Consider the following 19,898-nt stretch of genomic DNA (forward strand, 5'->3'; position numbering starts at 1 on the left):
TCCGCCTCGGCGTTGAACTCTCCGCACCCCGCGCGGTGCGCGCCGCGGAGGAAACCACCGCGGCGCGCACCGTCCGGGATGCCCCGTCAGGGCCGCCGGCCGGGATCGTCGACGACAGCGATGGCGTCGCGGACGATGAGACGCTGCAAGGTCCCCGCCTTCACCGTGTCCGAGGGTTCGCCGTCCGACTCGGTCGTGTGGTTCTTGACCGCGATCGCACGCTCCCCGAGGTAGGCGTAGGTCTTCGGATCGAGGAGCACCTCCTCGTGCAGCCACCCGTGGAAGGTCCGTCCCAGGGCGATCACCGGCCGGCCGTTGACGTCGACCCTGCCCTCGATCGGCTTCACGTCGGGGATCAGCTTGATGGCCCGGAAGATCGCCGCCTCCCTCTCGGGGGACTGGACGCTTTCACGCAGAATGGTGACCAGCGTCTGGTAGGCCATCTCGTAGTGGCCCTTGCTCCCACCGACCTTCCGCAGCAGCGCCTCGGGGTCGCTCGGAAGAGGATCGAACTCGGCCGCGACGGACGGGGTCCGGAGTTCGGGCCCGGTCTCCACCTTGCCGTCCTTGTAAGCGGCGTACCGCTTGCCATCGACCCGCCGCCAGAGCTCCTCGGTGTTCGTCTTGTACGGACCGCCCGTGACGAGCCCGCCCGCCTTGGCCGACGTTGTCAGCTGCATCTTCGTGTAGACCCACTGCCGGGGCTTCGGGGCGGTGAACGGCCGGGTCTCCGCGGCCTTGGCGGCCTGGTCGAGGACGTGTGCCGCCTGGACGACCGAACCCAGCGGAACGTCCGGGGGCAACGGCTGGGTCCGCTGTCCATCGTCGCCGGTCAGGACGATCACACCGGCGGCCATCGCCGCCAGCGCGCCGGCGGCGACGAGGCGTACACCCAACCGCGGCAGGCGGAACCGGCCGTGCGGCCGCTCCGGCTTCACCGCACCGCCACCGGCCGGGATCCCGGCGAGGGAATCCTCGTCCGGCGCGGCCGCCATGACGTCGTTCACCAGCGTCCGCGCGGCCGGCCGATCGGCGAATCCGGCCAGGGACTCGTCGCGAACGCGAGCCATCGACCGCACCATCTCGTCCGTGGAATGAGGCTTCATGTGAGGGAACTCCGTTCGCTGATGGGACGCTTGTTGACGGTGGGCATCACATCGGTCTGCGCCGCACGCAGCGCATGGGAGAAGCGCCTGCGCGCCCGATGCAACCGGACGCGCGCCGCCCCCGCCGAGCAGCCGAGGACCGCGGCGATGGCGGAGTGGTCCAGCCCCTCCCAGGCGACCAGGCCGAGCAACTCGCGATCGTCGTCGGACAGGCCGCGGAACGCATCGGCGATCGCCGATGCCTCCACGGGATCCCCGGCGCCGACCGCGGCGATCTCGTCCCTCAGGTCGTGGCGCAGGCTCGTCGTGCGCCGCCGGCGCTGCGCCTCGCCGCGCCAGTGGTTGGCCAGCACCCGGCGCGCGACGCCGTACAGCCACAGCCGCGACCGGCCACCGGACGGGATCTCCTCCAGCCGCCTCCACGCGATGGTGAACGTCTCCGCGACGACATCGGCGGCGTCATCCGGCGACGGACAGCGGCGCAGCACATAGCCCAGGATCGGCTCGTACGTCGCGGCGTACATCGCCTCGAATCTGGCCTTGCGATCATCCATCGAAGCCCCGATGGCCGGATCTCTCATGGCACACGCGCATCTCCTTCGCTTGGGGGGACACCCCTTACGTGTCGAGAGATCCGCCGGTGTTACCGCCCCCGGTGGCCGGGCCGGCGCCGGGTTCGGTGGCGCCGGTCTACTGCGCCATGTCGACGAAGCGGCTGTAGTGGCCCTGGAAGGCGACGGTGACGGTGGCGGTGGGGCCGTTGCGGTGCTTGGCCACGATCAGGTCGGCCTCACCCGCGCGCGGCGACTCCTTCTCGTAGGCGTCCTCGCGGTGCAGCAGGATCACCATGTCCGCGTCCTGCTCGATCGATCCACTTTCACGGAGGTCGGACACCATGGGCTTCTTGTCCGTCCGCTGCTCTGGGCCTCGGTTGAGCTGCGACAACGCGATGACCGGGACACCCAGCTCCTTTGCGAGGAGCTTCAGTGAACGGGAGAACTCCGACACCTCGACCTGGCGGCTCTCCACGCGCTTCCCCGAGGTCATCAGCTGCAGATAGTCGATGATGACCAGCCGCAGATCATGCTGCTGTTTCAGCCGCCGGCACTTCGCCCGGATCTCCATCATCGACATGTTGGGCGAATCGTCGATGAACAGCGGAGCCTCGGCGACCTCGCTCATCCGCCGGGCGAGGCGCGTCCAGTCCTCGTCCTGCATCGTGCCGGACCGCATCGCATGCAGCGCCACCCGCGCCTCCGCCGACAGCAGCCGCATCGTGATCTCGTTCCGCCCCATCTCCAGACTGAAGAACGCGGATGTGAGCCCATGCTTGATGGACGCGGCCCGAGCGAAGTCGAGGGCGAGGGTCGAGTTGTGCGTCGGGATGCACGACCGCCCCGCCAGGTACATGTGGTCGGCGTTGTCGACCTGGACGCACCGGACCGGCACGCTCTCTACCGGCCGGACGTCCACGATGTACCGCACCCGCGCTTTCGGATGGACGTTCTTCCGTTGCCGAGCCGCCTTGCGCGACAGCCGGAACACCGTCTCGGTCGGCGTGAAGTTGATGCGGTAGAAGATCGAGGTCTCTGGAGAGCGTCCCGCAACCGGCTCGGTCGTCATCGTCGCGCGGTAGCCGAGACTGAGAATCAGCTCGTGCGCCCCCTCCGCAAGGCGCTTGTTGACGAACCCGAGCTGCACCTGCCCGATCTCCGACACGTATCCGTCGGTGTCGAGCATCCCGGCCAGCAACGCCCGCCGCTGCTCCTCAGACGCCCGCAGATACTCGGCCGGGATGTGCTTGTTTCGCCACAGCCCAAGTTCCTTGACCATGGTGACCAGACCGGGAAGGCCGAAGCTTCCCGGCGTCTTTCGTCGTGAGACCGGCTGACCTGCCGCTTCAATCTCTTCCAGGATCTCTTCGTCAAAACAAGTGATGGAGCAGTGAGTGCGACATCCATCACCGAGCCATGCACCGAGAACATAAGGATCAATGAGCAACTTGGCGGTCGGAAACTGGAATGGCGCGGCCACCTCGACCGCGTGATTGAGGCGGTTGTCGCCGTCGCAGCGCAGCGTCGCGGCGATATCCTCGGTCGTCTCCGTCGCCTCGCGATGCGTAAGGAGGCGACGAGGTCTCTCGTTAGCATCCGCCGTCACCCACCGGACCCGGTTGATCGCCTCATCGGACCAGTAATAGGTCGTACGCGTCTCACTCTGCTGGCGACGGGCTGCTCGGGTTGTCGTTCGCCACTGGTGCTCGGCGTCGGCGATTATCACCTCGCCATCTGAGAACTCGATCTCGTAGCACGGACGGTCGTGCATCACCTCGGTCGCGGCGACAACGCGAGTCGGTTTGCCGTCGGCTCCGATCAGGTAGTCCCCAACAGACACTTCGCCCATAGTGGTCCAACCCTTTGGGGTCGGAAGGGGAGTTTTTAGACAAATCGCCTTTCCCATCGCAGGCCGAGCAGCGACTACTACCATTTGTCCGGGATGTAGGCCGTTGGTCAGGGCGTCCAGGTCGGCGAAGCCGGTGGGGCAGCCGACCATCTGGCCGCCGCGGCTGCCGATCGCCTCGATCTCGTCCAGCGCGCCCGGCATGATCTCGCTGAGGGCGACGTAGTCCTCACCGGCGCGCTTCTCGGCGATGGCGAAGACCTCGGCCTGGGCGCGGTCGAGGACGTCGTCGGCGTCGGCGCCGTCGGCGGCGTAGCCCATCTGGACGATGCGGGTGCCGGTCTCGACCAGGCGGCGCAGGATCGAACGCTCGTGGACGATCTTGGCGTAGTACCCGGCGTTGGCCGCGGTGGGCACCAGGGAGATCAAGGTGTGCAGGTAGGGGGCGCCGCCGATGCGGCCGATCTCGCCGTTCTTGGTGAGCTCGCCGGCGACGGTGACGGCGTCGGCGGGGTCGCCGCGGCCGTAGAGGTCGAGGATGATGTCGTAGATGATCTGGTGCGCGGGACGGTAGAAGTCCGGGGTGCGCAGGAGCTCGACGACCTCCGCGATGGCGTCCGGTGAGAGCAGCATCCCGCCGAGCACGCCCTGTTCCGCGGAGATGTCGTGCGGTGGAGTGCGCTCGAACTCCGGCTCGTGCGGTCCAAGCTCGGCCACGCTCACCGTCGCACCCCCTTCATCTCGGTCGCCTGCGGCCCCGTCCGCCTCATCGCCGACCGTTCATCACACGTCTACCTGACGCGTCGGACATTCTCCCGAGCCCACGCGGCGGCGAGCAAAGCGTCCTGTGGACGAGGCTGTGGAGTCCCTGTGCAGACACGCCGGAAAGGTTGTGCACGACCTGTGGAAAACTCTGTGGATTCATCGTGGAAGACTCCGGCAGCAGCCTGCTGAACTGCGAAAACGTCATCCACCGGGTGTGCGGTAAAGAAAGTCGGCCTTCCCATCCGATGTAAGGGGTCAAGTCGCTGACGAGAATTACAAGGCTGGTACTCTCGGCGCGGTGACGACCTCCCGGCAGCGGCCCGCGACCGCGCACGACCGCGAGATCCTGCGCCTGGCCGTCCCGGCGTTCGGCGCACTCGTCGCCGAACCCCTCTTCCTGCTGTCGGACTCGGCGATCGTCGGGCATCTGGGCACCGCACAGCTCGGCGGCCTGGGAGTCGCCGGGCAGGCCCTGAGCACGCTGGTCTACCTGTGCGTCTTCCTCGCCTACGGAACGACGGCCGGGGTGGCCCGGCAGGTCGGCGCGGGGGACCTGCGCGCCGCGATCCGGCAGGGCATCGACGGCATGTGGCTCGCGCTCGCCATCGGGGTCGCGCTGATCGTCGCCTGCTGGCCGCTGATCCCGCCGATCGTAAACGCGTTCGGCGCATCCCCCGTCGTCGCCCCCTATGCCGAGACCTACCTCCGGGTGAGCCTGTTCGGCATCCCGTCGATGCTGGTCATCCTGGCCGGGACGGGCGTGCTGCGCGGCCTGCAGGACACCCGCACACCGCTTCTGGTCGCGATCGGCGGGTTCTCACTGAACATCGTCCTCAACGTGCTGTTCGTGATCGTCCTGAACTGGGGGATCGCCGGCTCGGCATGGGGGACCGTGATCGCCCAGACGGGAAGCGCCGCCGTCTACGTCCTGGTCGTCCTGCGGGCGGCGCGGCGGCATTCGGCGCCGGTGCGTCCCGACATGGCCGGGTTGAAGACGTCCGCTACGGCTGGGTTCGGGCTCCTGCTCCGGACGGCGGCCCTGCGCGTCGTCCTCATCGTGGGCACCTCGATCGCGGCCCGCATGGGGGACGAGGAGATCGCCGCGTACCAGGTCGGCTTCCAGGTGTGGACGCTCCTGGCGTTCGCGCTCGACGCCATCGCGATCGCCGGGCAGGCGATCACCGGGCGCTACCTGGGCGCGTCCGACATCACCGGCACGCGGGCCGTCACACGCCGGATGGTGTGGTGGGGGATCGGCTGCGGCATGGCCTTCGGACTGATCATCCTGCTGGTGCGTCCGTGGCTGCCGGGCCTGTTCACATCGGACGGCGGAGTCCGCGAACTGCTGCTGGCCTCGCTGCTCCTCGTCGCGCTGATGCAGCCCGTCGCGGGCGTGGTGTTCGTCCTGGACGGAATCCTGATCGGGGCGGGCGACGGCACCTACCTCGCAGCGACGACGCTGATCGCGACGGTCGTCTTCCTGCCCGCCGCCATCGTCCTCTACCGGGTGGACGCCGGACTGATCGGGCTCTGGGCGGCGATCGGCCTGTGGATGCTGACCCGGATGCTCACCCTGGGCCTGCGCGCCCGCGGCGACCGCTGGATGGTCACCGGCGCCGTCCGCTGAGGGCCGATTTCCGCGAAGCACACCCGCACCGCCCACCACACTCGCTACTATTCGAACATGTGTTCCACGCATGGCGAGCGGATGGCCCGGCTGACACAGGCGATCGACGACCTGGCGGCGGAGGGCCTCGCAGGACTGCCCCCGGAGACCCTGGTGGAACGCGTCGCGGGCATCTGGTCCCTGGTCGAGGGCATCGACCCCGAGATCGCCCGCCGCCGCACCCGTTACACCACCCCCGAAACGTAGCGGCGCTGACCGGCGGGCCGGTCAGCCGAAGTCGTCGAAGGGCGGGAACACCGGCATTTCCTGCCCGCCGGGGCCGCCGCCCGAGCTCGGGGAACCGTCCAGGCGGCCGGCCACCGCCCTGCGGAGCTTCGGCAACCGGGCGTAGAGCACATCGCCGGGGCACGCGGTGCTGTTGTAGTCCCGGTGGCCGACGATCGCCTCGGACGGGTCGAGGTCGTAGGACTGGCAGAGCCAGACGCACACCTCCACCAGCGAATCCCACAGCCGGCCCGGAACCGCCTTCTTCGTGTACGTGCCCTCGTTCTCGATCCCGATGGTGTGCCCGTTGTGGTGGAGGACCTGCGCGCCGACGGCGAGATCGCCCGCCCGGACCGCCTTCAGGCTCCTGTTGCGTCCCTCCATCACGATGCCGCCGCGGCTGATCGTGAGCTGCTGGCCCGTGTCGTCCCAGCCGTTCTTGTCCATGTGGAAGTCCTGGATGAACCGGGACAGGGCGAACGCGTGGCCGAGCGAACGGTCACCGGAGTTCGCCGTCGCCGTGTGATGCACGATGATGCGGTCGGGCGGCCGGTCGAGCACCTTTGCGGGACGCCGCGGCCGCCGCGCGTTCCACTGTGCGCGCGTGTACACGTGTGGGGCGTCCGCCTTGAACGCGACGTGTTCGCCCGCCATGGAACCCGGCCCCGCGGAAAGCTCGTCCGCCATGGCCGCATTCTGGACGGAAGACCCCATCGCCAGGGCCTCCAGCAGGCCCGCCCCCACCACGCCGCCGATGAGCGACCGGCGCGTCACCGGCGGGCCGCACCGCTCCCGGCCGTCCGCGCCGTCCCCCGAATGCGCGATCAACACCGTCCCCCTTCGTTCCGCGTCGATCTGGTTACGGAACGTATTGGCCGCTCAGTTGATCAACCAAACACAGGGCGGTTCGCGGACGTTTCACATGAAACCCCGGGCACAGCACCCTCGCTTGAACAGGGCAACGCCAGGTCTTGCAACAGAGATTGCCGACATGAGAGCCGCCCGGCCCCCGATGCGGCCCTCGTGTCGAGCGGTTCTCGGCGGCGAAGGTGTCGTGGCGAACACGAAACGACCCTCGCGCCTCGGGTGGTCCCGGGGCGCGAGGGTCGTTCGGTGGAGCGTGTCAGGCCTCGACGACGTCGACGTCGATGGTGGCGTTGACGTCGCTGTGAAGGCGGACGCTGACCCGGTGGGTGCCGACCGTCTTGATCGGGTTGCCGATCTCGATGCGGCGGCGGTCCAGGTCGGGTCCGTCGGCGGCGCGGACCGCCTCGGCGATGTCGGCGGCGGTCACGGCGCCGAAGAGGCGGCCGCCGCTGCCGGTGCGGGTGCGCAGCGTCACCCGCAGCGCCGCCAGCCGGCCGGCGACCTCCTTGGCGTGCTCGACCGTCGCGATCTCGCGGGACGAACGCGCCTTCTTGATCGAGTCGATCTCCTTCTCGGCGCCCCGGGTCCACCTGATCGCGAAGCCGCGGGGGACGAGGTAGTTGCGGCCGTAGCCGTCCCGGACCTCGATGACGTCCCCGGGCTCGCCGAGCCCGGAGACCTGCTGGGTCAGGATGAGCTTCATGATCGTTCCCCCTGCCTCAGCGCGCGGTGCTGGTGTAGGGCAGCAGCGCCATCTCGCGGGCGTTCTTGATCGCCGTGGCGACATCGCGCTGGTGCTGGGTGCAGTTGCCGGTCACCCGCCGGGCACGGATCTTGCCGCGGTCGGAGATGAACTTCCGCAGCAGGCCGGTGTCCTTGTAGTCGACGTAGGAGATCTTCTCCTGGCAGAAAACGCAAACCTTCTTCTTCGGCTTGCGGGGAGGTGGCTTCGCCATCGTGGTGCTCCTTTGGGAGAGCCCCGCTCACGCGGGAATGGACGTGTACTTAATCTTGCTGGTCCGGAAACGGCCGGTCTAGAACGGCGGGTCGTCGGAGAATCCGCCTCCGCCGCCACCGCCGGTGGCCCAGGGGTCGTCGGCAGGGGCGCCGCCGCCCTGCTGGCCGCCGCCGAAGCCGCCGCCCTGCTGGCCGCCGCCACCACCGCCGAAACCGCCGCCGCCCTGGCCGCCGCCATTGCCGCCGCCGCCGAAACCGCCGCCACCGCCGCCGCCCTGCCGCTGGGTCTTGTTGACCTTGGCGGTGGCGTTGCGCAGTGACGGACCGACCTCTTCGACCTCGATCTCGAAGACGGTGCGCTTCTCACCCTCGCGGGTCTCGTACGACCGCTGCTGGAGACGGCCCTGCACGATCACGCGCATGCCGCGCTGCAGGGTCTCGGCCACGTTCTCGGCGGCCTGCCGCCAGACGTTGCAGGTGAGGAACAGGGCCTCGCGGTCCTTCCAGTCACCCGACTGGCGGTCGAAGTACCGCGGGGTCGAGGCGATGCGGAAGGACGCGACGGCCTGGCCGCTCGGGGTGAAGCGCAGATTCGGGTCCTCGACGAGGTTCCCGACGATCGTGATTACGGTGTCGCCTGCCATGGGGCTCGCTCCGGCTGGTGAGAGGGCTGAGCCTGGCTCAGTGGACCTCGGGGCGGATGACCTTGGTACGGAGGATCGACTCGCTCAGGTTGAGCTGCCGGTCGAGCTCCTTGACCGTGGCAGGCTCAGCCGACAGGTCGACCACCGCGTAGATGCCTTCGGACTTCTTCTGGATGTCGTACGCCAGGCGCCGGCGGCCCCAGACGTCGACCTTCTCCACGCTGCCGCCGTCGTCCTTGACGACCTTCAGGAACGGGTCGAGCGCCGCGCTCGCGGTGCGCTCGTCGATGGCGGGGTCGAGAATGGTCATGAGTTCGTAACGACGCATGCTGTCCCTACCTCCTCTGGACTGATGCGGTCACGGTCTCTCCGTGACAGGAGGGCTGTTGCGTCTCCCGCGGCGGCGCCGGACCCCGGATCGCCGGGCGCACCTGCCGCGAGACCGCTCCAGGCTACCAACAGTTTGCAGCGTACGAGCCGGTTCGGAAGTGGAGCACCGGCGAGACGGAGGGGCCGGCTCGCACGCCACCCCCGCGGTGCGGTGAGGGACCGGCCTTCGCCGCGAAACCCGTGCCGGCCCCCGGTGGACCCCACCGTCAGCGCCGCATGCTCGGCCGGGCGTTCTTGGTACAGCGCCGGCGCTCCAGTTCGGCCATGATGTCGGCCATCCGGGCGCGCATGCGGGCGGCCTGGGTCGTCAGCAGCGACAACTCCTCCACGAGCTCCGCGTCACCGATGAGCCCCAGCTCCGCTTTCGTCACCATGGTTCACCTCCTGCTCTCCCCCGCTTCCCCCCGGGGGCCGTACCGGGCCGGTGTTCTCGAATCCATGTTCTCGAATCTGTGTTCGACACTACCGGGTGCCGCCGACAATTTCCGGGCGTCCGCACCGGTTGATCTTCGGTCCGGCTGGGAATCCCTACGAGCACGGTCCGTCCGTTCCCCGCGGGCAGCGTGTGCCCCTCACGCGGGAGACTCGACGTGGAGGAGGGTCCCGATGCCGCAGGAGGCAGCAGGCACCAAGAGGCAGGCCATCGGCCTCGACGGCCGACCTGAACGGCACCGGCTCCAGGACGTGCTGGCGGTGGCGTCGATCACGATCGGGCTCGCCGCGCTCATCCTCGGCTGGATCCCGGCGACCCATTTTCCCGGAGCCGTCGCCGGCCTGATCGGCCTGCCGCTCGCCCTGTACTCCCAGATGATCTCCGAGACCACGAACGAGCGGTGGCTGAACGTCATCGGCATGGTGGCATCGTTCCTGGGCATCGGCTTCGCACTGAACAACGGCGGCCTCACGTTCTGACCCCCGTTTCCGTTCGTGTGCGTTGTCCGATGGCCGGGCTAGTCTCGTGGCATGCGCATCGGAGCCCATGTCGACCAGACCAACCCGCTCGACAACGCCCGCGCGATCGGGGCGGACGTCGTTCAGTTCTTCCTGGGCGACCCGCAGGGCTGGAAGAAGCCCGTCCTGCCGGAGGGCGTCGAGGCGCTGGCGGGTTCAGGGGTGGACGTCTATGTCCACGCGCCCTACACGATCAATGTGGCGACGTCGAACAACCGGATCCGCATCCCGAGCCGTAAGAACCTCGCCCAGCAACTGGAGGCCGCCGCGTCCATCGGCGCGAAGGCGCTGATCGTGCACGGCGGCCATGTGCTGAAGGACGACGACCCCGAGATGGGGTTCGAGAACTGGCGCAAGGTGTTCGAGCGGGTCGAGTGCCCCATCCCCGTCTACATCGAGAACACCGCGGGCGGCGGGAACGCCATGGCGCGCAGGTTCGACCGGATCGCACGGCTGTGGGAGGTGCTGTCCGGAGTCCCGGGGCTGGAGTCGAAGATCGGCTTTTGCCTCGACACCTGCCACGCGCACGCGGCGGGGGAGGAACTCGTGGACGCCGTCGACCGCATCAAGGCCATCACCGGCGGCATCGATCTGGTGCACTGCAACGACAGCCGCGACGCGTTCGGGTCCGGCGCCGACCGGCACGCCAACCTGGGCGGCGGAAGCATCGACCCCGAGCTGATCCTGGGAGTGGTGCGGGCGGCGGGCGCGCCGGTCGTGGTGGAGACGCCGGCGGACGGCCAGGCGGAGGACATCTCCTGGCTGCGCTCGAATCTCTGACCCCGCGTAGCCTGCCCGACCACGCGGAGCCGGACGATGGAACCCTTCCGGCGGGCACGTCATCTAAGAACGTGTAAGACCAGCATGGCGACAAAAACCGAAGGTCGCGTCACACTGGCATAATCCGGAACCCAGCCTCAGCGCACGCGCGTACTCTCGGCGGCGGGCGCGCGAACCGATCGGGAAGCACATGGCATACGACCCCTACGGCTACGGCTCTCAGGACCCCTACGGCCAGTCCTACTCCCAGCAGCCGCCCGCCGTGCAGCACCACTACTACGGGCCCTCGGCCCCCGTCGCCCCGCCGACGAACGGGATGGCCACCGCGTCGATGGTGTGCGGGCTCATCGGTTTCTTCGCCTGCGGACTGACGTCCATCCTCGCGATCATCTTCGGGCATGTGGCACAGAGCCAGATGAAGCGGACGGGTGAGGGCGGCCACGGAATGGCCGTTACCGGCCTCATCCTCGGCTACCTCATCTCGGCGGGCTGGATCGTCTTCTGGTTCCTCTACATCCTCGGCCTGGCGATGTTCGCCGCCGAGACGGGCAGCACGAGCACCTACTGACGTCCGGTCAGGCAGGGCGGGGGACGCCTGCGGCTTGATTCCAGACTCGGATTCACACCGACGCTCGACATCAGGACGGTCACGGGGGTGAAGGTGTCCCGCCACACCTTCACCGACTCGTCCAGAAACTCACGGGGCGTGCCAGTTCCCCTCGTCCAGCGACTCCTCGGGGACGAGCGCTTGAGTCTCCAGTGACTGGAGGCCTCATGGTGGACGGCATGGAAGGCGACACCCGGTACACGATCGGTGAGCTGGCGCGGCGCACCGGGCTTTCGGTGCGCACGATCCGGTTCTACTCCGACGCGGGCGTGGTGCCGGCGACATCCCGTACCGCCGCCGGCTACCGGCTGTACGACATGGACGCCGTCGCACGCCTCGACCTGGTGCGGACGCTGCGCGACCTCGGCGTAGATCTCGGGACGGTCCAGCGGGTGCTGGACCGCGAGATCGGCGTCGGAGAGGTCGCGGCGGCGCACGCCGAGGCGCTGGACGTGCAGATCCGCACGCTCCGGCTGCGCCGCGCCGTGCTGCGGGCCGTCGCCGAACGAGCATCCAGTCCCGAGGAGATGGAACTCATGCACAAGCTCGCACGCCTCTCCGACGAAGAGCGGCGGCGCATCATCACCGACTTCATCGACGAGTCGTTCGCCGGACTCGACGTCGACCCCGGCTTCGAGGCCAAGATGCGGTCCGCGCTGCCGGAACTGCCCGACGACCCCGAGCCCGAGCAGGTCGACGCGTGGGTGGAGCTGGCCGAGCTGGTCGGCGACCCCGGATTCCGGGCGTCGGTACGGCGGATGGCCGAGGCCCAGGCCGCCGAGATCGAACAGGGCGCGTACCCGGAGGACCCGGCGCAGCTCGGCCGGCTCACGGGGGAGAAGATCGCGGCGGCGATCGAGAACGGGATCGAGCCGGGCTCGGACGCGGCCCGCCCCATCGTCGACGAGCTCGCCACCGCCTACGCGCGGGCTTACGGCGCCACGGACGGCACCGAGTTCAGGCGTGAGCTGCTGAGGCGGACGGAACTCGGCACCGACCCGCGCGCGGAGCGGTACTGGCAGCTGCTCGCCGTCATCAACGGATGGCCTGTGTGGCCGGCGATGACCCCGTCGTTCGAATGGTTCATCGAGGCCCTGCGCAGCCAGGACGCCGAATAGGGCGAAGGCTTCTTCCTGGGTGACGCTGCGCCCGGTCAGGACGGCACTGGGACGCCGGCGTGGTGGCGGCCACGCCAGCGTCCCAGTGAGATCACGTCCTTCGCGCCGTCGAGCACGCCGCCCGCGGGGTCGTCGACTCCGTCGGACCGCACGACGTCGCTGGACGGGCGCAGCACGTCCCACACCACCAGAGCCGCCAGCGCCAGAACGGTCACGAACCGCGCGAGCAGGGCCAGGTGGTACACGTCCTGGCTGATACCGCCCTCCGGCGCGCCCAAACCCAACACCGCCGACACCGTGTCCGGAAGGTTCGCGCCGGGCGTCTGGGCGGAGACCGACAGCAGGAACCACCAGATGCCGAAGAAGTAGATGATCTCCCCGACCTGCCAGGCCACGAACGCGGGCAGCTTCGGGCGCGCCAGGACGACGAGGGGCAGCAGCCACAGCACATACTGCGGTGACCAGACCTTGTTCGGCAGCATGAACGCGACCAGCACGAGGAACATCAGCTGCGGCAGACGCGGCCGGCGCGGCGCGGCGAGGGCGAGAACGGCGATGCCCGCCGCGAGGACGAGGAACGTGCCCGTCCCGAGGAGGTTGAGCAGCTCCGTATCGGACGCCGGCCCGTCCAGCCCGTGGTCCCCCAGGTAGAAGAAGATCGAACCCCAGTCGACGCCGCGGCCCTGGCTGAAGGTGTAGAACTCCTTCCACCCGTCCCACGCGAAGACCATCACCGGCAGGTTGACCAGCAGCCAGGTGGCGGCGGTGCCGGCGAGCACCCGTCCCATGGCGCGCCACTGCCCGGCGCGCAGACACAGCAGGACCAGCGGGCCGAGGAACAGCAGCGGGTAGAACTTCGCCGCGATCGCCAGGCCGAGCATCGCGCCCGCGAGCGCCGGGCGCCGCGCCGACCAGGCGGCGAGGGCCAGCGCGGACAGCGCCACGGCGAGCAGATCCCAGTTGATGTACGCGGTGAGCAGCAGCGCGGGGGACAGCGCCACCATCAGCCCGGCGCGCAGCGAACGCCGACCCGCCACGTACGCGGTCGCGAGCACGGCCACGACGGCGAGGACGGCGAGGAGCAGAGCGGTGACGTTGTAGAACGCCATCCCGCGGGCGTCCACACCGAACGGCTGGACCAGCCATGCGACCAGCTGCATGAAGGCGCCGCTCAGGACCGGGTACTCCACGTAATGGATGTCGGACCCGGCGAACGAGTCGAAGTACGGGAGCTTGCCGTCGCTCAGCCCACGCACGTAGTAGAGCGGATAGATGTCGGTGTAGCAGGCGTTCGTCGTCGTCTTGATGAAGTCGAAGTTCGTCGACGCGCACGGCCGTTTCTGCAGCCAGCCGAGCAGGCACACCAGGGCGGTGAGGCCCGTCAGCACCGGCACCGACCGCATCAACCGGTCCCGGCGGCGGGACGGCGGACCATCCGCCTCGTCGCTGTCGGTGTCGGTGTCGGCGGCGGACATCGCGAGCCTCTCAGAAGACGACGACATGAACAGAAAGACTATTGGTCATGGCACCCACCTCGGTCCGGACGCTCCGAAACAGACGCTCATGAACAGGGGCTCATAGAACGGAGAGTCGTGGGACGAATGCTCAGCACCGACGCCTTATCAAAACGGAACGGCCCGGAGCCGCTGCGGGCTCCGGACCATTTCACTTCGGCGGGGACGCCGGGACGGTCGTCCCCGCCGCGGCGGCTACTGTTGGGTGCCGCTGTTCGGGTCGTCGGCCGGACGGCAGGCGGGATCGTCCCGGTGCTGGGGTTGCGCGCACCACCAGTCCTTGTCACCTTCGGGCGGCAGGTTGGGATCGCAGCCGACCGGCATGCCGATCCGGTTGCAGGGCTCCCCCTGCCCGGGCGGAGGCGTCGGTGAGAACGTCGGACCCGGCGAGCTCGTCTGGCAGCCCGGCGCCGGGGTCGGCTGGCCCGGCCGGCAGTCCGGCGTGGTCGACGGGGACGGCGTCGTCGACGGGCTGGGCTCCGGCCTCGCCTTCGCCCACGGGGCGATCTCGCCACCGTAGACCGCCGGGGGGAACTGCTTGATCTCCTTGCCCTCGAGCGCCTTCAGCATGAACGTCTTGAACAGGTCGGCGGGGACCGTACCACCGTAGACCTGGCTGTAGTTGCCCACGCCGATCAGCGACTTGCGGTTCCCGTTCTTGTCCTGGCGCCACATCGCCGACGCCGTCGCGAGTTCCGGTGTGTAGCCGACGAACCAGGCCGACTTGTTCTCGTCCGTCGTACCGGTCTTGCCGGCGACCGGGCGGGTGCCGAGGCTCGCGCGCTTACCGGTACCGGACGTGACGACCGCCTGCATCGCCGACGTGGCGTCCCGCGCGACGCCCTGGGAGAACGCCTTCACCGGCGTCTCCCAGGGAAGCTTCTCCAGGAGTTCGCCTTCCTCGTTCGTGATGGGGTTGCCCTGGTTGTCGGTGATCTTGGCGATCACGTGGGACTGGCGGTGCTGCCCATCCGCGGCGAACGTCGAGTAGACCGAGGCCATGGTGACGGGTGTCGTGTCGATGACGCCCAGCGGCAGCGACGTGTAGCTGGGGTTGAGGTTCTCGGTGTCCTTGGGGATGCCCATCTTCTTGGCCATCTCCACGACATTGGACAACTGGACCTTCTGCCCGAGCTCGACGTACGCCGTGTTGATGGACATCGCCGTCATCTGCTTGAGCGTGTAGACGCCGTTCTCCGCCCGGTTGTCGTTGGTGAACGTCGCGCCGTTGATCGTCCGCTTGTAGCTGCCGTCCATCGTCGTCTTCAGGCTGATGCCCTGATCGAGGGCGGTGGCGAGGACGATCGGCTTGAACGACGAACCGGGCTGCACATTTCCCTGGAAGGAGTTGTCGAACTGCTGCTTGCGGAAGTCGGGGCCACCGTAGGCGGCCACCACCGCTCCCGTCTTCGGCTCGACCGCCGCCAGCCCGAAGTGGATCTCCTTGCCGAGGCCGTTCTCCTTCTTGATCTGCTTGACGGCCTTGTTGGTGTAGTCCTGCAGATCCTTGTTGAACGTGGTCTTGATCTTCAGGCCGCCGGTCTCCAGCATCTGGTCGTTGATGCCGAGCGCCTTCAGCTCCGCGATCACCCGCGCCTCCAGATAGCCGGCGTTCGGGTCGTCCGGGACGTCGCTCCAGTTCTGCTGCGTCTGCGGGAACTTCGCCGCCGCGCGCTTGCCCGAGTCGAGCCAGCCCTCCTCGACCATCCCGTCGAGGACGTAGTTCCAGCGGTCGATCAGCGCCTGCTTGCGCGGGTTGGACGCCGGGCCGTAGGTCGCGAAGTATCCGGGGCGCTGGATCATCGCCGCCAGCACCGCCGCTTCCGACTCGTTGATCTTGGTGACGGGCTTGTGGAAGTAGGCCCGGGACGCCGCCTGGATGCCGTACGACCGGCGCCCGAAGGGAACGGTGTTGAGGTACAGCTCGAGGATCTTCTCCTTCTTCATCTCCTTGCCGAGGCGGACGGAGATGAGGATTTCCTTGAGCTTGCGGCTGACCGTCCGCTCCTGGCTGAGGCCCGCGTAGTAGTTGCGGGCCATCTGCTGGGTGATCGTCGAGGCGCCCGCGATCTCTCCGCCGCTCAGGGCCCGGTACGCCGCGCCCGCGATGCCGGTCGGCGAGATGCCCGGCTCGGTCCAGAAGCCCCGGTCCTCTGCGGCGAGGATCGCGTTCTGCACGTGCTTGGGGACCTTCTCGAGCGGGATGTTCTCGCGGTGCGTGCCGATCCGGGCGAGCGGCGAGCCGTCCGCGTACGTGATCACCGATTCCTGGCGGATCGCGTCCTGCTGCTTCTCCGTCGGGATCGGGGTGTTGGCGTACGCGACGATGACGAGCGTCGCCATCCCGAGGATCATCACGCTGACGACGGCGACCATGATCTTCCAGGACGGGATGTACCGCCGCCAGCCGGTCTTCGCGTCCGGATCGTCCGACCGCTTGCCGCGGCCTTCTTCGTCCCAGAAGCCGCCGCCACCGGAACCACCGGAGCCGCCCGAACCACCACGTCCACCGGGGCCACCAGGACCACCGGGACCGCCTGGGGCACCCGGCCCGGGTGGACGGCCGCCCGGGCCCGAACGCATGGCCGACGGCGCGGCACGGCGCCGGCCGCCGCCGGAGCCGCCCACCCTCGCGGGCCCGCCGCCCCGCCCACCCGGCCTGCCGCCGGGACGTGGGCCCTTGCCGGGCGCGGGCGAGCCGGACGGCCCGCCGCGCGGCGCACCGGCGGGCATGCCCGAACCGCCGGGGCGGGGGGCGCCCCTGCGGCCGGGGCCATCTCCGTGTTCCGGTCCGTATCGGCTTCGGTTACTCACGCGACCTCATCAACTGGGATACGGCTGTGCGTCGTCAGAGGGTACTGCGCACCCGGAGCCGCGGGGGCCGAGGGAGCGATGCTCCCCGTCCCGCGCCCGTCCGGACGCACTCGATCATGCCCGCTGGCGTGCGGCAATCCGCGAACATGCTTCATGTCACACCACCGCCTCCATAGGACGGTTCGCACGCGACGGCCCCCCGGGTTCATTCCGGCGGCCTTGACAGCGGCAACAGCGGCGCGATGCTCGCCGCGTTGGGTTCCGTGGCGCGGCCACCCCGCGGGCGGCAGGCGCGGTCACCCTGGTGAAGCTGGCACCACCACCGGGGCGGCGGGTTGCTCGGCGGCTTGCTCGGGTCGCAGTCGTCGTTCGGGATCGGCGACTGGCACGGCGGCTTCCTGCCCCGGTCGCCGCCGTCACCGTCGCCCTGGCAGCGCGGGTCGAACCGGCCGATCGGGTTGTCGCACCACGGCGGCCTGTCGTCCTTCTTCTTCTTCGGCGGCCTCGCCCACTTCTGCACGATTCCGCCCCACGCCGGCGGCGGGAACGCCTCGACCTCGATGCCCTGCATCGCATTCGCCATGTAGGACCGCCAGATGCGGGCGGGGATCGTACCGCCCTCCACCGTGCCGATCCCGGGAAGGACCACCGACTTCTTCTTCCCGTCCGGCCCCGTGTCGTCGTTGTAGATCGTCACGGCGGTGGAGATCTGCGGGGTGTACCCGACGAACCACGTCGCGACGTTCCGGTCGGTGGTACCGGTCTTGCCGGCCACCGGACGGTTCGGCAGCGCCGCCGCCGTCGCGGTACCGCCCTTGACGACCTGCTGCATCGCGTACGTGGCGTCCGCGGCGACGGGCGCCTGGAAGACCCGGCGCTTCTCGTACTTCGGCTTCAGCCGGACCGTCTTGTTGTCGGACTCCTTCACCTGGCGGATCACGTGCGGCTCGTGGTACACGCCGCCGTTGGCGAACACCGCGTAGCCCGCCGCCTGCTCGATCGGCCGGATGTTGTTGACGCCCAGCGCGAGGTTCAGGCAGCAGTCGTGCGGCTCCAGCAGGTACTTCTCGATCCCGGCATCGGTCTCGGTCTTGATCACCTCTTCGATGCCGACCTTGCCCATCAGCTGGATGAACGCCGTGTTCACCGAGTCCTTCGTCGCCGTGATCATGTTGATCGGCGTGCCCACGTCATGGCTGTTCGGGACGATCACCGCGTTCGGGGCGTCCTTCGACACCACGCTGCCGTCCGGGCCGATCGGCGTCTTCGACCGTCCCTCAAGCGTGCTCTTCAGGCTGTAGTTCTGCTTCAGCGCAGTCGCGAGCACGTACGGCTTCATCGCCGACCCGCCCTGCGCCGATCCCTGCCAGACGTTGTTGAAGGACTGGTCGAGATAGTCGGGGCCGCCGTAGAACGCGACGACCTCGCCGTTCGCGGCGTTCACCGACACCAGCCCGACGCGGATCTTCTTCTTCGCGAGTTTCTTCGGGTTCACCTGCGGAACGGTCTTCTCGGCCGCCTTCTTGGCCATCGCCATCCGCTTGCGGTCGAACGTCGTGTAGACCCGCAGGCCCTTGGTCGTCAGCTCCTTCTCGTCGATCCCCATCCGGCGGAGCTCTTCCTTGGCGCGCATCAGCATGTACCCGCGCTGGCCGCCGAACAGCTGGTCGCTGGTACCCGCCTTCCGGACGTCGGGCAGCCCCTGCTTGAGGTACTTGTCGGCGTCGGCCTGGCTGAGCTTGCCCATCGAGACCATGCCCTTGAGCGTGTACTCGTACCTCGCGTTCGCCCACGCCGCGTTCGCCTTGGCACCCGGATCCCGGTTGGGGTTCTGGATGATGCCGCCGAGGAGGGCGGCCTGGTCGGGGTTGAGCTTCCACACGTCCGTCCCGAAGTACTCCCGGGACGCGGCCTGGATGCCGTAGGTGTTGCGGCCGAAGTAGATGGTGTTCAGGTACAGCTTGAGGATCTCGTCCTTGCTGTGCTTGTCCTCCAGCTTCAGCGAGATGAACAGCTCCTTGAACTTCCGGCTCATCGTCCGGTTGTTCGGGTCGGAGTAGTAGTTCTTCGCCAGCTGCTGCGTGATCGTGGACCCGCCGCCCGACCCGCCGGTCAGGTTGTCCCACACCGCCCGCGTGGTGCCCTTGACCGAGAACCCGGGGTCGGTGCGGAAGCTGCGGTTCTCCGCCGCCAGCACCGCCTCCTGGACGTGCGGCGGGATCTTGTCCAGCTCGACGCTCTGCCGCTTCTTGCCGATCCGGCCGATCTCCTGGCCGTTGGTGTAGTAGAAGATCGACGCCTGGTCCTCGACACCCGCGACCGTGGGTTCCTCGGGCGTCGGCGTGTTCGCGTACGCGACCCAGATCAGGGTGATGAACGCCGCGAACCCCAGCCCGCAGACACCGGCCACGACCTTCCATGACGGGAGGTACCGCCGCCAGCCCGACTCCCGCGACCGCAGGTGATCGATGAAGCCGGTCTTCTTCTGCCCGGGGCCACCGGGCACACCGGGTCCACCGGGCACACCGGGCCGTCCGGGACCACCAGGCCGTCCGGGACCGCCCGGCCCGCCGGGGCCTCCGGGTCCTGCGGGGCCGCCGGGTCCCGCAGGGCGGTTCGCCCCACCCGACCGGTTGGCCGCGCGGACGCCGCCGCCACGGAACTTCGCGGTGACCTTGGAGCCGAGATCCTGGCCGGCCTTCCCGAGCTCGCCGAGCTTCCCCTTGACACCGGGCTTGCCGGCGACCCCGAACCCGGCCGCACCCGCGGCACCCGGGACGCCGCCCATCCCCGGCCCACCGGGACCACCGCCAGGACCACCGGGACCGCCCGGCACGCTCCCCATGGTGTGCCTACCGGGCGGCCTTGGAGCACCTGCCCCACCGGCTCCACTCGGAATCCCGGGACCACCGGGACCGCCCGCTGCCCCTGGACCACGCCCGATTCCGGGACCGTTGAAACCACCTGGGCTCCCCGGACCGGCGGAACCACCCACACCACCAGGGCCACCAGGGCCGCCGGGGCCGCTCGGCGTTCCGCCCATGCCGGAGCCGCTCAAAGCGCCCTGGCCGCCGGGTGCACCTGGGCCGCCAAA

The 19,898-nt window shown here is 69.0% G+C and carries 18 protein-coding genes; 6 read left to right on the forward strand and 12 right to left on the reverse strand.

Features of this window, described 5'->3' with window-relative positions:
- Positions 1-86 precede the first annotated feature (86 nt).
- The 3 genes from ACGFIS_RS21030 to dnaB all read right to left on the reverse strand — a co-directional run bounded on the left by ACGFIS_RS21030 (position 87) and on the right by dnaB (position 4,229).
- Complete coding sequence (locus tag ACGFIS_RS21030; protein ID WP_392903825.1) at positions 87-1,070, reverse strand: CU044_5270 family protein; 984 nt, start codon at positions 1,068-1,070, stop codon at positions 87-89.
- A gap of 32 nt (positions 1,071-1,102) precedes the next feature.
- Positions 1,103-1,660 (reverse strand): RNA polymerase sigma factor, encoded by a 558-nt coding sequence (locus ACGFIS_RS21035; protein WP_392903823.1) that lies wholly within the window; start codon positions 1,658-1,660, stop codon positions 1,103-1,105.
- A 136-nt stretch (positions 1,661-1,796) separates the two neighbouring features.
- Entirely contained in the window at positions 1,797-4,229 is a 2,433-nt protein-coding gene (gene dnaB, locus ACGFIS_RS21040) for a replicative DNA helicase (protein WP_392903820.1), read from the reverse strand.
- Positions 4,230-4,569: 340 nt separating this feature from the next.
- Here dnaB and ACGFIS_RS21045 point away from each other — a divergent pair, with 340 nt between their 5' ends.
- Together ACGFIS_RS21045 and ACGFIS_RS21050 are read left to right on the forward strand one after the other, a co-directional pair.
- Positions 4,570-5,898, forward strand: a complete 1,329-nt coding sequence (locus ACGFIS_RS21045) for an MATE family efflux transporter (RefSeq protein WP_392903817.1) — start codon at positions 4,570-4,572, stop codon at positions 5,896-5,898.
- A gap of 57 nt (positions 5,899-5,955) precedes the next feature.
- A complete protein-coding gene (locus ACGFIS_RS21050) occupies positions 5,956-6,144 on the forward strand; it encodes a hypothetical protein (RefSeq protein ID WP_052357975.1) in 189 nt (62 codons plus the stop codon).
- Positions 6,145-6,165: 21 nt separating this feature from the next.
- On the opposite strand, the gene ACGFIS_RS21055 is transcribed toward ACGFIS_RS21050, so the two are convergent.
- From ACGFIS_RS21055 to ACGFIS_RS21080, 6 genes are all read right to left on the reverse strand, one after another.
- Positions 6,166-6,993, reverse strand: coding sequence for a peptidoglycan recognition family protein (locus ACGFIS_RS21055; protein ID WP_392903814.1), 828 nt, complete (start codon positions 6,991-6,993; stop codon positions 6,166-6,168).
- A gap of 292 nt (positions 6,994-7,285) precedes the next feature.
- A complete protein-coding gene (gene rplI, locus ACGFIS_RS21060) occupies positions 7,286-7,732 on the reverse strand; it encodes a 50S ribosomal protein L9 (RefSeq protein WP_358453198.1) in 447 nt (148 codons plus the stop codon).
- A gap of 16 nt (positions 7,733-7,748) precedes the next feature.
- The gene (rpsR, locus tag ACGFIS_RS21065) at positions 7,749-7,985 is read right to left on the reverse strand and encodes a 30S ribosomal protein S18 (protein WP_019631633.1); all 237 of its coding nucleotides are present in this window, start codon (positions 7,983-7,985) and stop codon (positions 7,749-7,751) included.
- 78 nt (positions 7,986-8,063) lie between these two features.
- On the reverse strand, positions 8,064-8,630 hold the full coding sequence (locus tag ACGFIS_RS21070) for a single-stranded DNA-binding protein (protein WP_392903810.1): 567 nt from the start codon (positions 8,628-8,630) through the stop codon (positions 8,064-8,066).
- A gap of 37 nt (positions 8,631-8,667) precedes the next feature.
- Positions 8,668-8,958, reverse strand: coding sequence for a 30S ribosomal protein S6 (rpsF, locus tag ACGFIS_RS21075; protein ID WP_392903807.1), 291 nt, complete (start codon positions 8,956-8,958; stop codon positions 8,668-8,670).
- Positions 8,959-9,226: 268 nt separating this feature from the next.
- A complete protein-coding gene (locus tag ACGFIS_RS21080) occupies positions 9,227-9,394 on the reverse strand; it encodes a hypothetical protein (RefSeq protein ID WP_392903805.1) in 168 nt (55 codons plus the stop codon).
- 232 nt (positions 9,395-9,626) lie between these two features.
- Between ACGFIS_RS21080 and ACGFIS_RS21085 the strand changes: the two genes are divergently transcribed.
- The 4 genes from ACGFIS_RS21085 to ACGFIS_RS21100 all read left to right on the forward strand — a co-directional run bounded on the left by ACGFIS_RS21085 (position 9,627) and on the right by ACGFIS_RS21100 (position 12,476).
- Complete coding sequence (locus tag ACGFIS_RS21085; protein WP_392903803.1) at positions 9,627-9,932, forward strand: hypothetical protein; 306 nt, start codon at positions 9,627-9,629, stop codon at positions 9,930-9,932.
- A 51-nt stretch (positions 9,933-9,983) separates the two neighbouring features.
- Positions 9,984-10,751: a deoxyribonuclease IV gene (locus ACGFIS_RS21090; RefSeq protein WP_392903801.1), complete on the forward strand. Its 768-nt coding sequence runs from the start codon at positions 9,984-9,986 to the stop codon at positions 10,749-10,751.
- Between the two features lie 190 nt (positions 10,752-10,941).
- A complete protein-coding gene (locus tag ACGFIS_RS21095) occupies positions 10,942-11,319 on the forward strand; it encodes a DUF4190 domain-containing protein (RefSeq protein ID WP_392903798.1) in 378 nt (125 codons plus the stop codon).
- A 218-nt stretch (positions 11,320-11,537) separates the two neighbouring features.
- Positions 11,538-12,476 (forward strand): MerR family transcriptional regulator, encoded by a 939-nt coding sequence (locus ACGFIS_RS21100; protein ID WP_392972205.1) that lies wholly within the window; start codon positions 11,538-11,540, stop codon positions 12,474-12,476.
- 35 nt (positions 12,477-12,511) lie between these two features.
- Here the strand turns inward: ACGFIS_RS21100 and ACGFIS_RS21105 are convergent, their stop codons facing one another.
- The 3 genes from ACGFIS_RS21105 to ACGFIS_RS21115 form a co-directional block, all read right to left on the reverse strand.
- Entirely contained in the window at positions 12,512-13,978 is a 1,467-nt protein-coding gene (locus ACGFIS_RS21105) for a glycosyltransferase family 87 protein (protein WP_392903794.1), read from the reverse strand.
- A gap of 207 nt (positions 13,979-14,185) precedes the next feature.
- Positions 14,186-16,723 (reverse strand): transglycosylase domain-containing protein, encoded by a 2,538-nt coding sequence (locus ACGFIS_RS21110; protein ID WP_392903792.1) that lies wholly within the window; start codon positions 16,721-16,723, stop codon positions 14,186-14,188.
- Between the two features lie 286 nt (positions 16,724-17,009).
- Entirely contained in the window at positions 17,010-19,592 is a 2,583-nt protein-coding gene (locus ACGFIS_RS21115; RefSeq protein WP_392903790.1) for a transglycosylase domain-containing protein, read from the reverse strand.
- Positions 19,593-19,898 lie beyond the last annotated feature (306 nt).

The organism is Spirillospora sp. NPDC048824, from assembly GCF_043198455.1.
Classification (GTDB): domain Bacteria; phylum Actinomycetota; class Actinomycetes; order Streptosporangiales; family Streptosporangiaceae; genus Spirillospora.

What these genes read in the sequence shown, in the direction of transcription:
- ACGFIS_RS21030 (WP_392903825.1), bottom strand. Translation starts at nt 1,070, where the DNA reads ATGGCTCGCGTTCGCGACGAGTCCCTGGCCGGATTCGCCGATCGGCCG.
- ACGFIS_RS21035 (WP_392903823.1), bottom strand. Translation starts at nt 1,660, where the DNA reads ATGGATGATCGCAAGGCCAGATTCGAGGCGATGTACGCCGCGACGTAC.
- ACGFIS_RS21050 (WP_052357975.1), top strand. Translation starts at nt 5,956, where the DNA reads ATGTGTTCCACGCATGGCGAGCGGATGGCCCGGCTGACACAGGCGATC.
- rplI (WP_358453198.1), bottom strand. Translation starts at nt 7,732, where the DNA reads ATGAAGCTCATCCTGACCCAGCAGGTCTCCGGGCTCGGCGAGCCCGGG.
- rpsR (WP_019631633.1), bottom strand. Translation starts at nt 7,985, where the DNA reads ATGGCGAAGCCACCTCCCCGCAAGCCGAAGAAGAAGGTTTGCGTTTTC.
- ACGFIS_RS21070 (WP_392903810.1), bottom strand. Translation starts at nt 8,630, where the DNA reads ATGGCAGGCGACACCGTAATCACGATCGTCGGGAACCTCGTCGAGGAC.
- rpsF (WP_392903807.1), bottom strand. Translation starts at nt 8,958, where the DNA reads ATGCGTCGTTACGAACTCATGACCATTCTCGACCCCGCCATCGACGAG.
- ACGFIS_RS21080 (WP_392903805.1), bottom strand. Translation starts at nt 9,394, where the DNA reads ATGGTGACGAAAGCGGAGCTGGGGCTCATCGGTGACGCGGAGCTCGTG.
- ACGFIS_RS21085 (WP_392903803.1), top strand. Translation starts at nt 9,627, where the DNA reads ATGCCGCAGGAGGCAGCAGGCACCAAGAGGCAGGCCATCGGCCTCGAC.
- ACGFIS_RS21090 (WP_392903801.1), top strand. Translation starts at nt 9,984, where the DNA reads ATGCGCATCGGAGCCCATGTCGACCAGACCAACCCGCTCGACAACGCC.
- ACGFIS_RS21095 (WP_392903798.1), top strand. Translation starts at nt 10,942, where the DNA reads ATGGCATACGACCCCTACGGCTACGGCTCTCAGGACCCCTACGGCCAG.
- ACGFIS_RS21100 (WP_392972205.1), top strand. Translation starts at nt 11,538, where the DNA reads ATGGAAGGCGACACCCGGTACACGATCGGTGAGCTGGCGCGGCGCACC.
- ACGFIS_RS21105 (WP_392903794.1), bottom strand. Translation starts at nt 13,978, where the DNA reads ATGTCGTCGTCTTCTGAGAGGCTCGCGATGTCCGCCGCCGACACCGAC.
- ACGFIS_RS21110 (WP_392903792.1), bottom strand. Translation starts at nt 16,723, where the DNA reads ATGCCCGCCGGTGCGCCGCGCGGCGGGCCGTCCGGCTCGCCCGCGCCC.
- ACGFIS_RS21115 (WP_392903790.1), bottom strand. Translation starts at nt 19,592, where the DNA reads ATGGGCGGCGTCCCGGGTGCCGCGGGTGCGGCCGGGTTCGGGGTCGCC.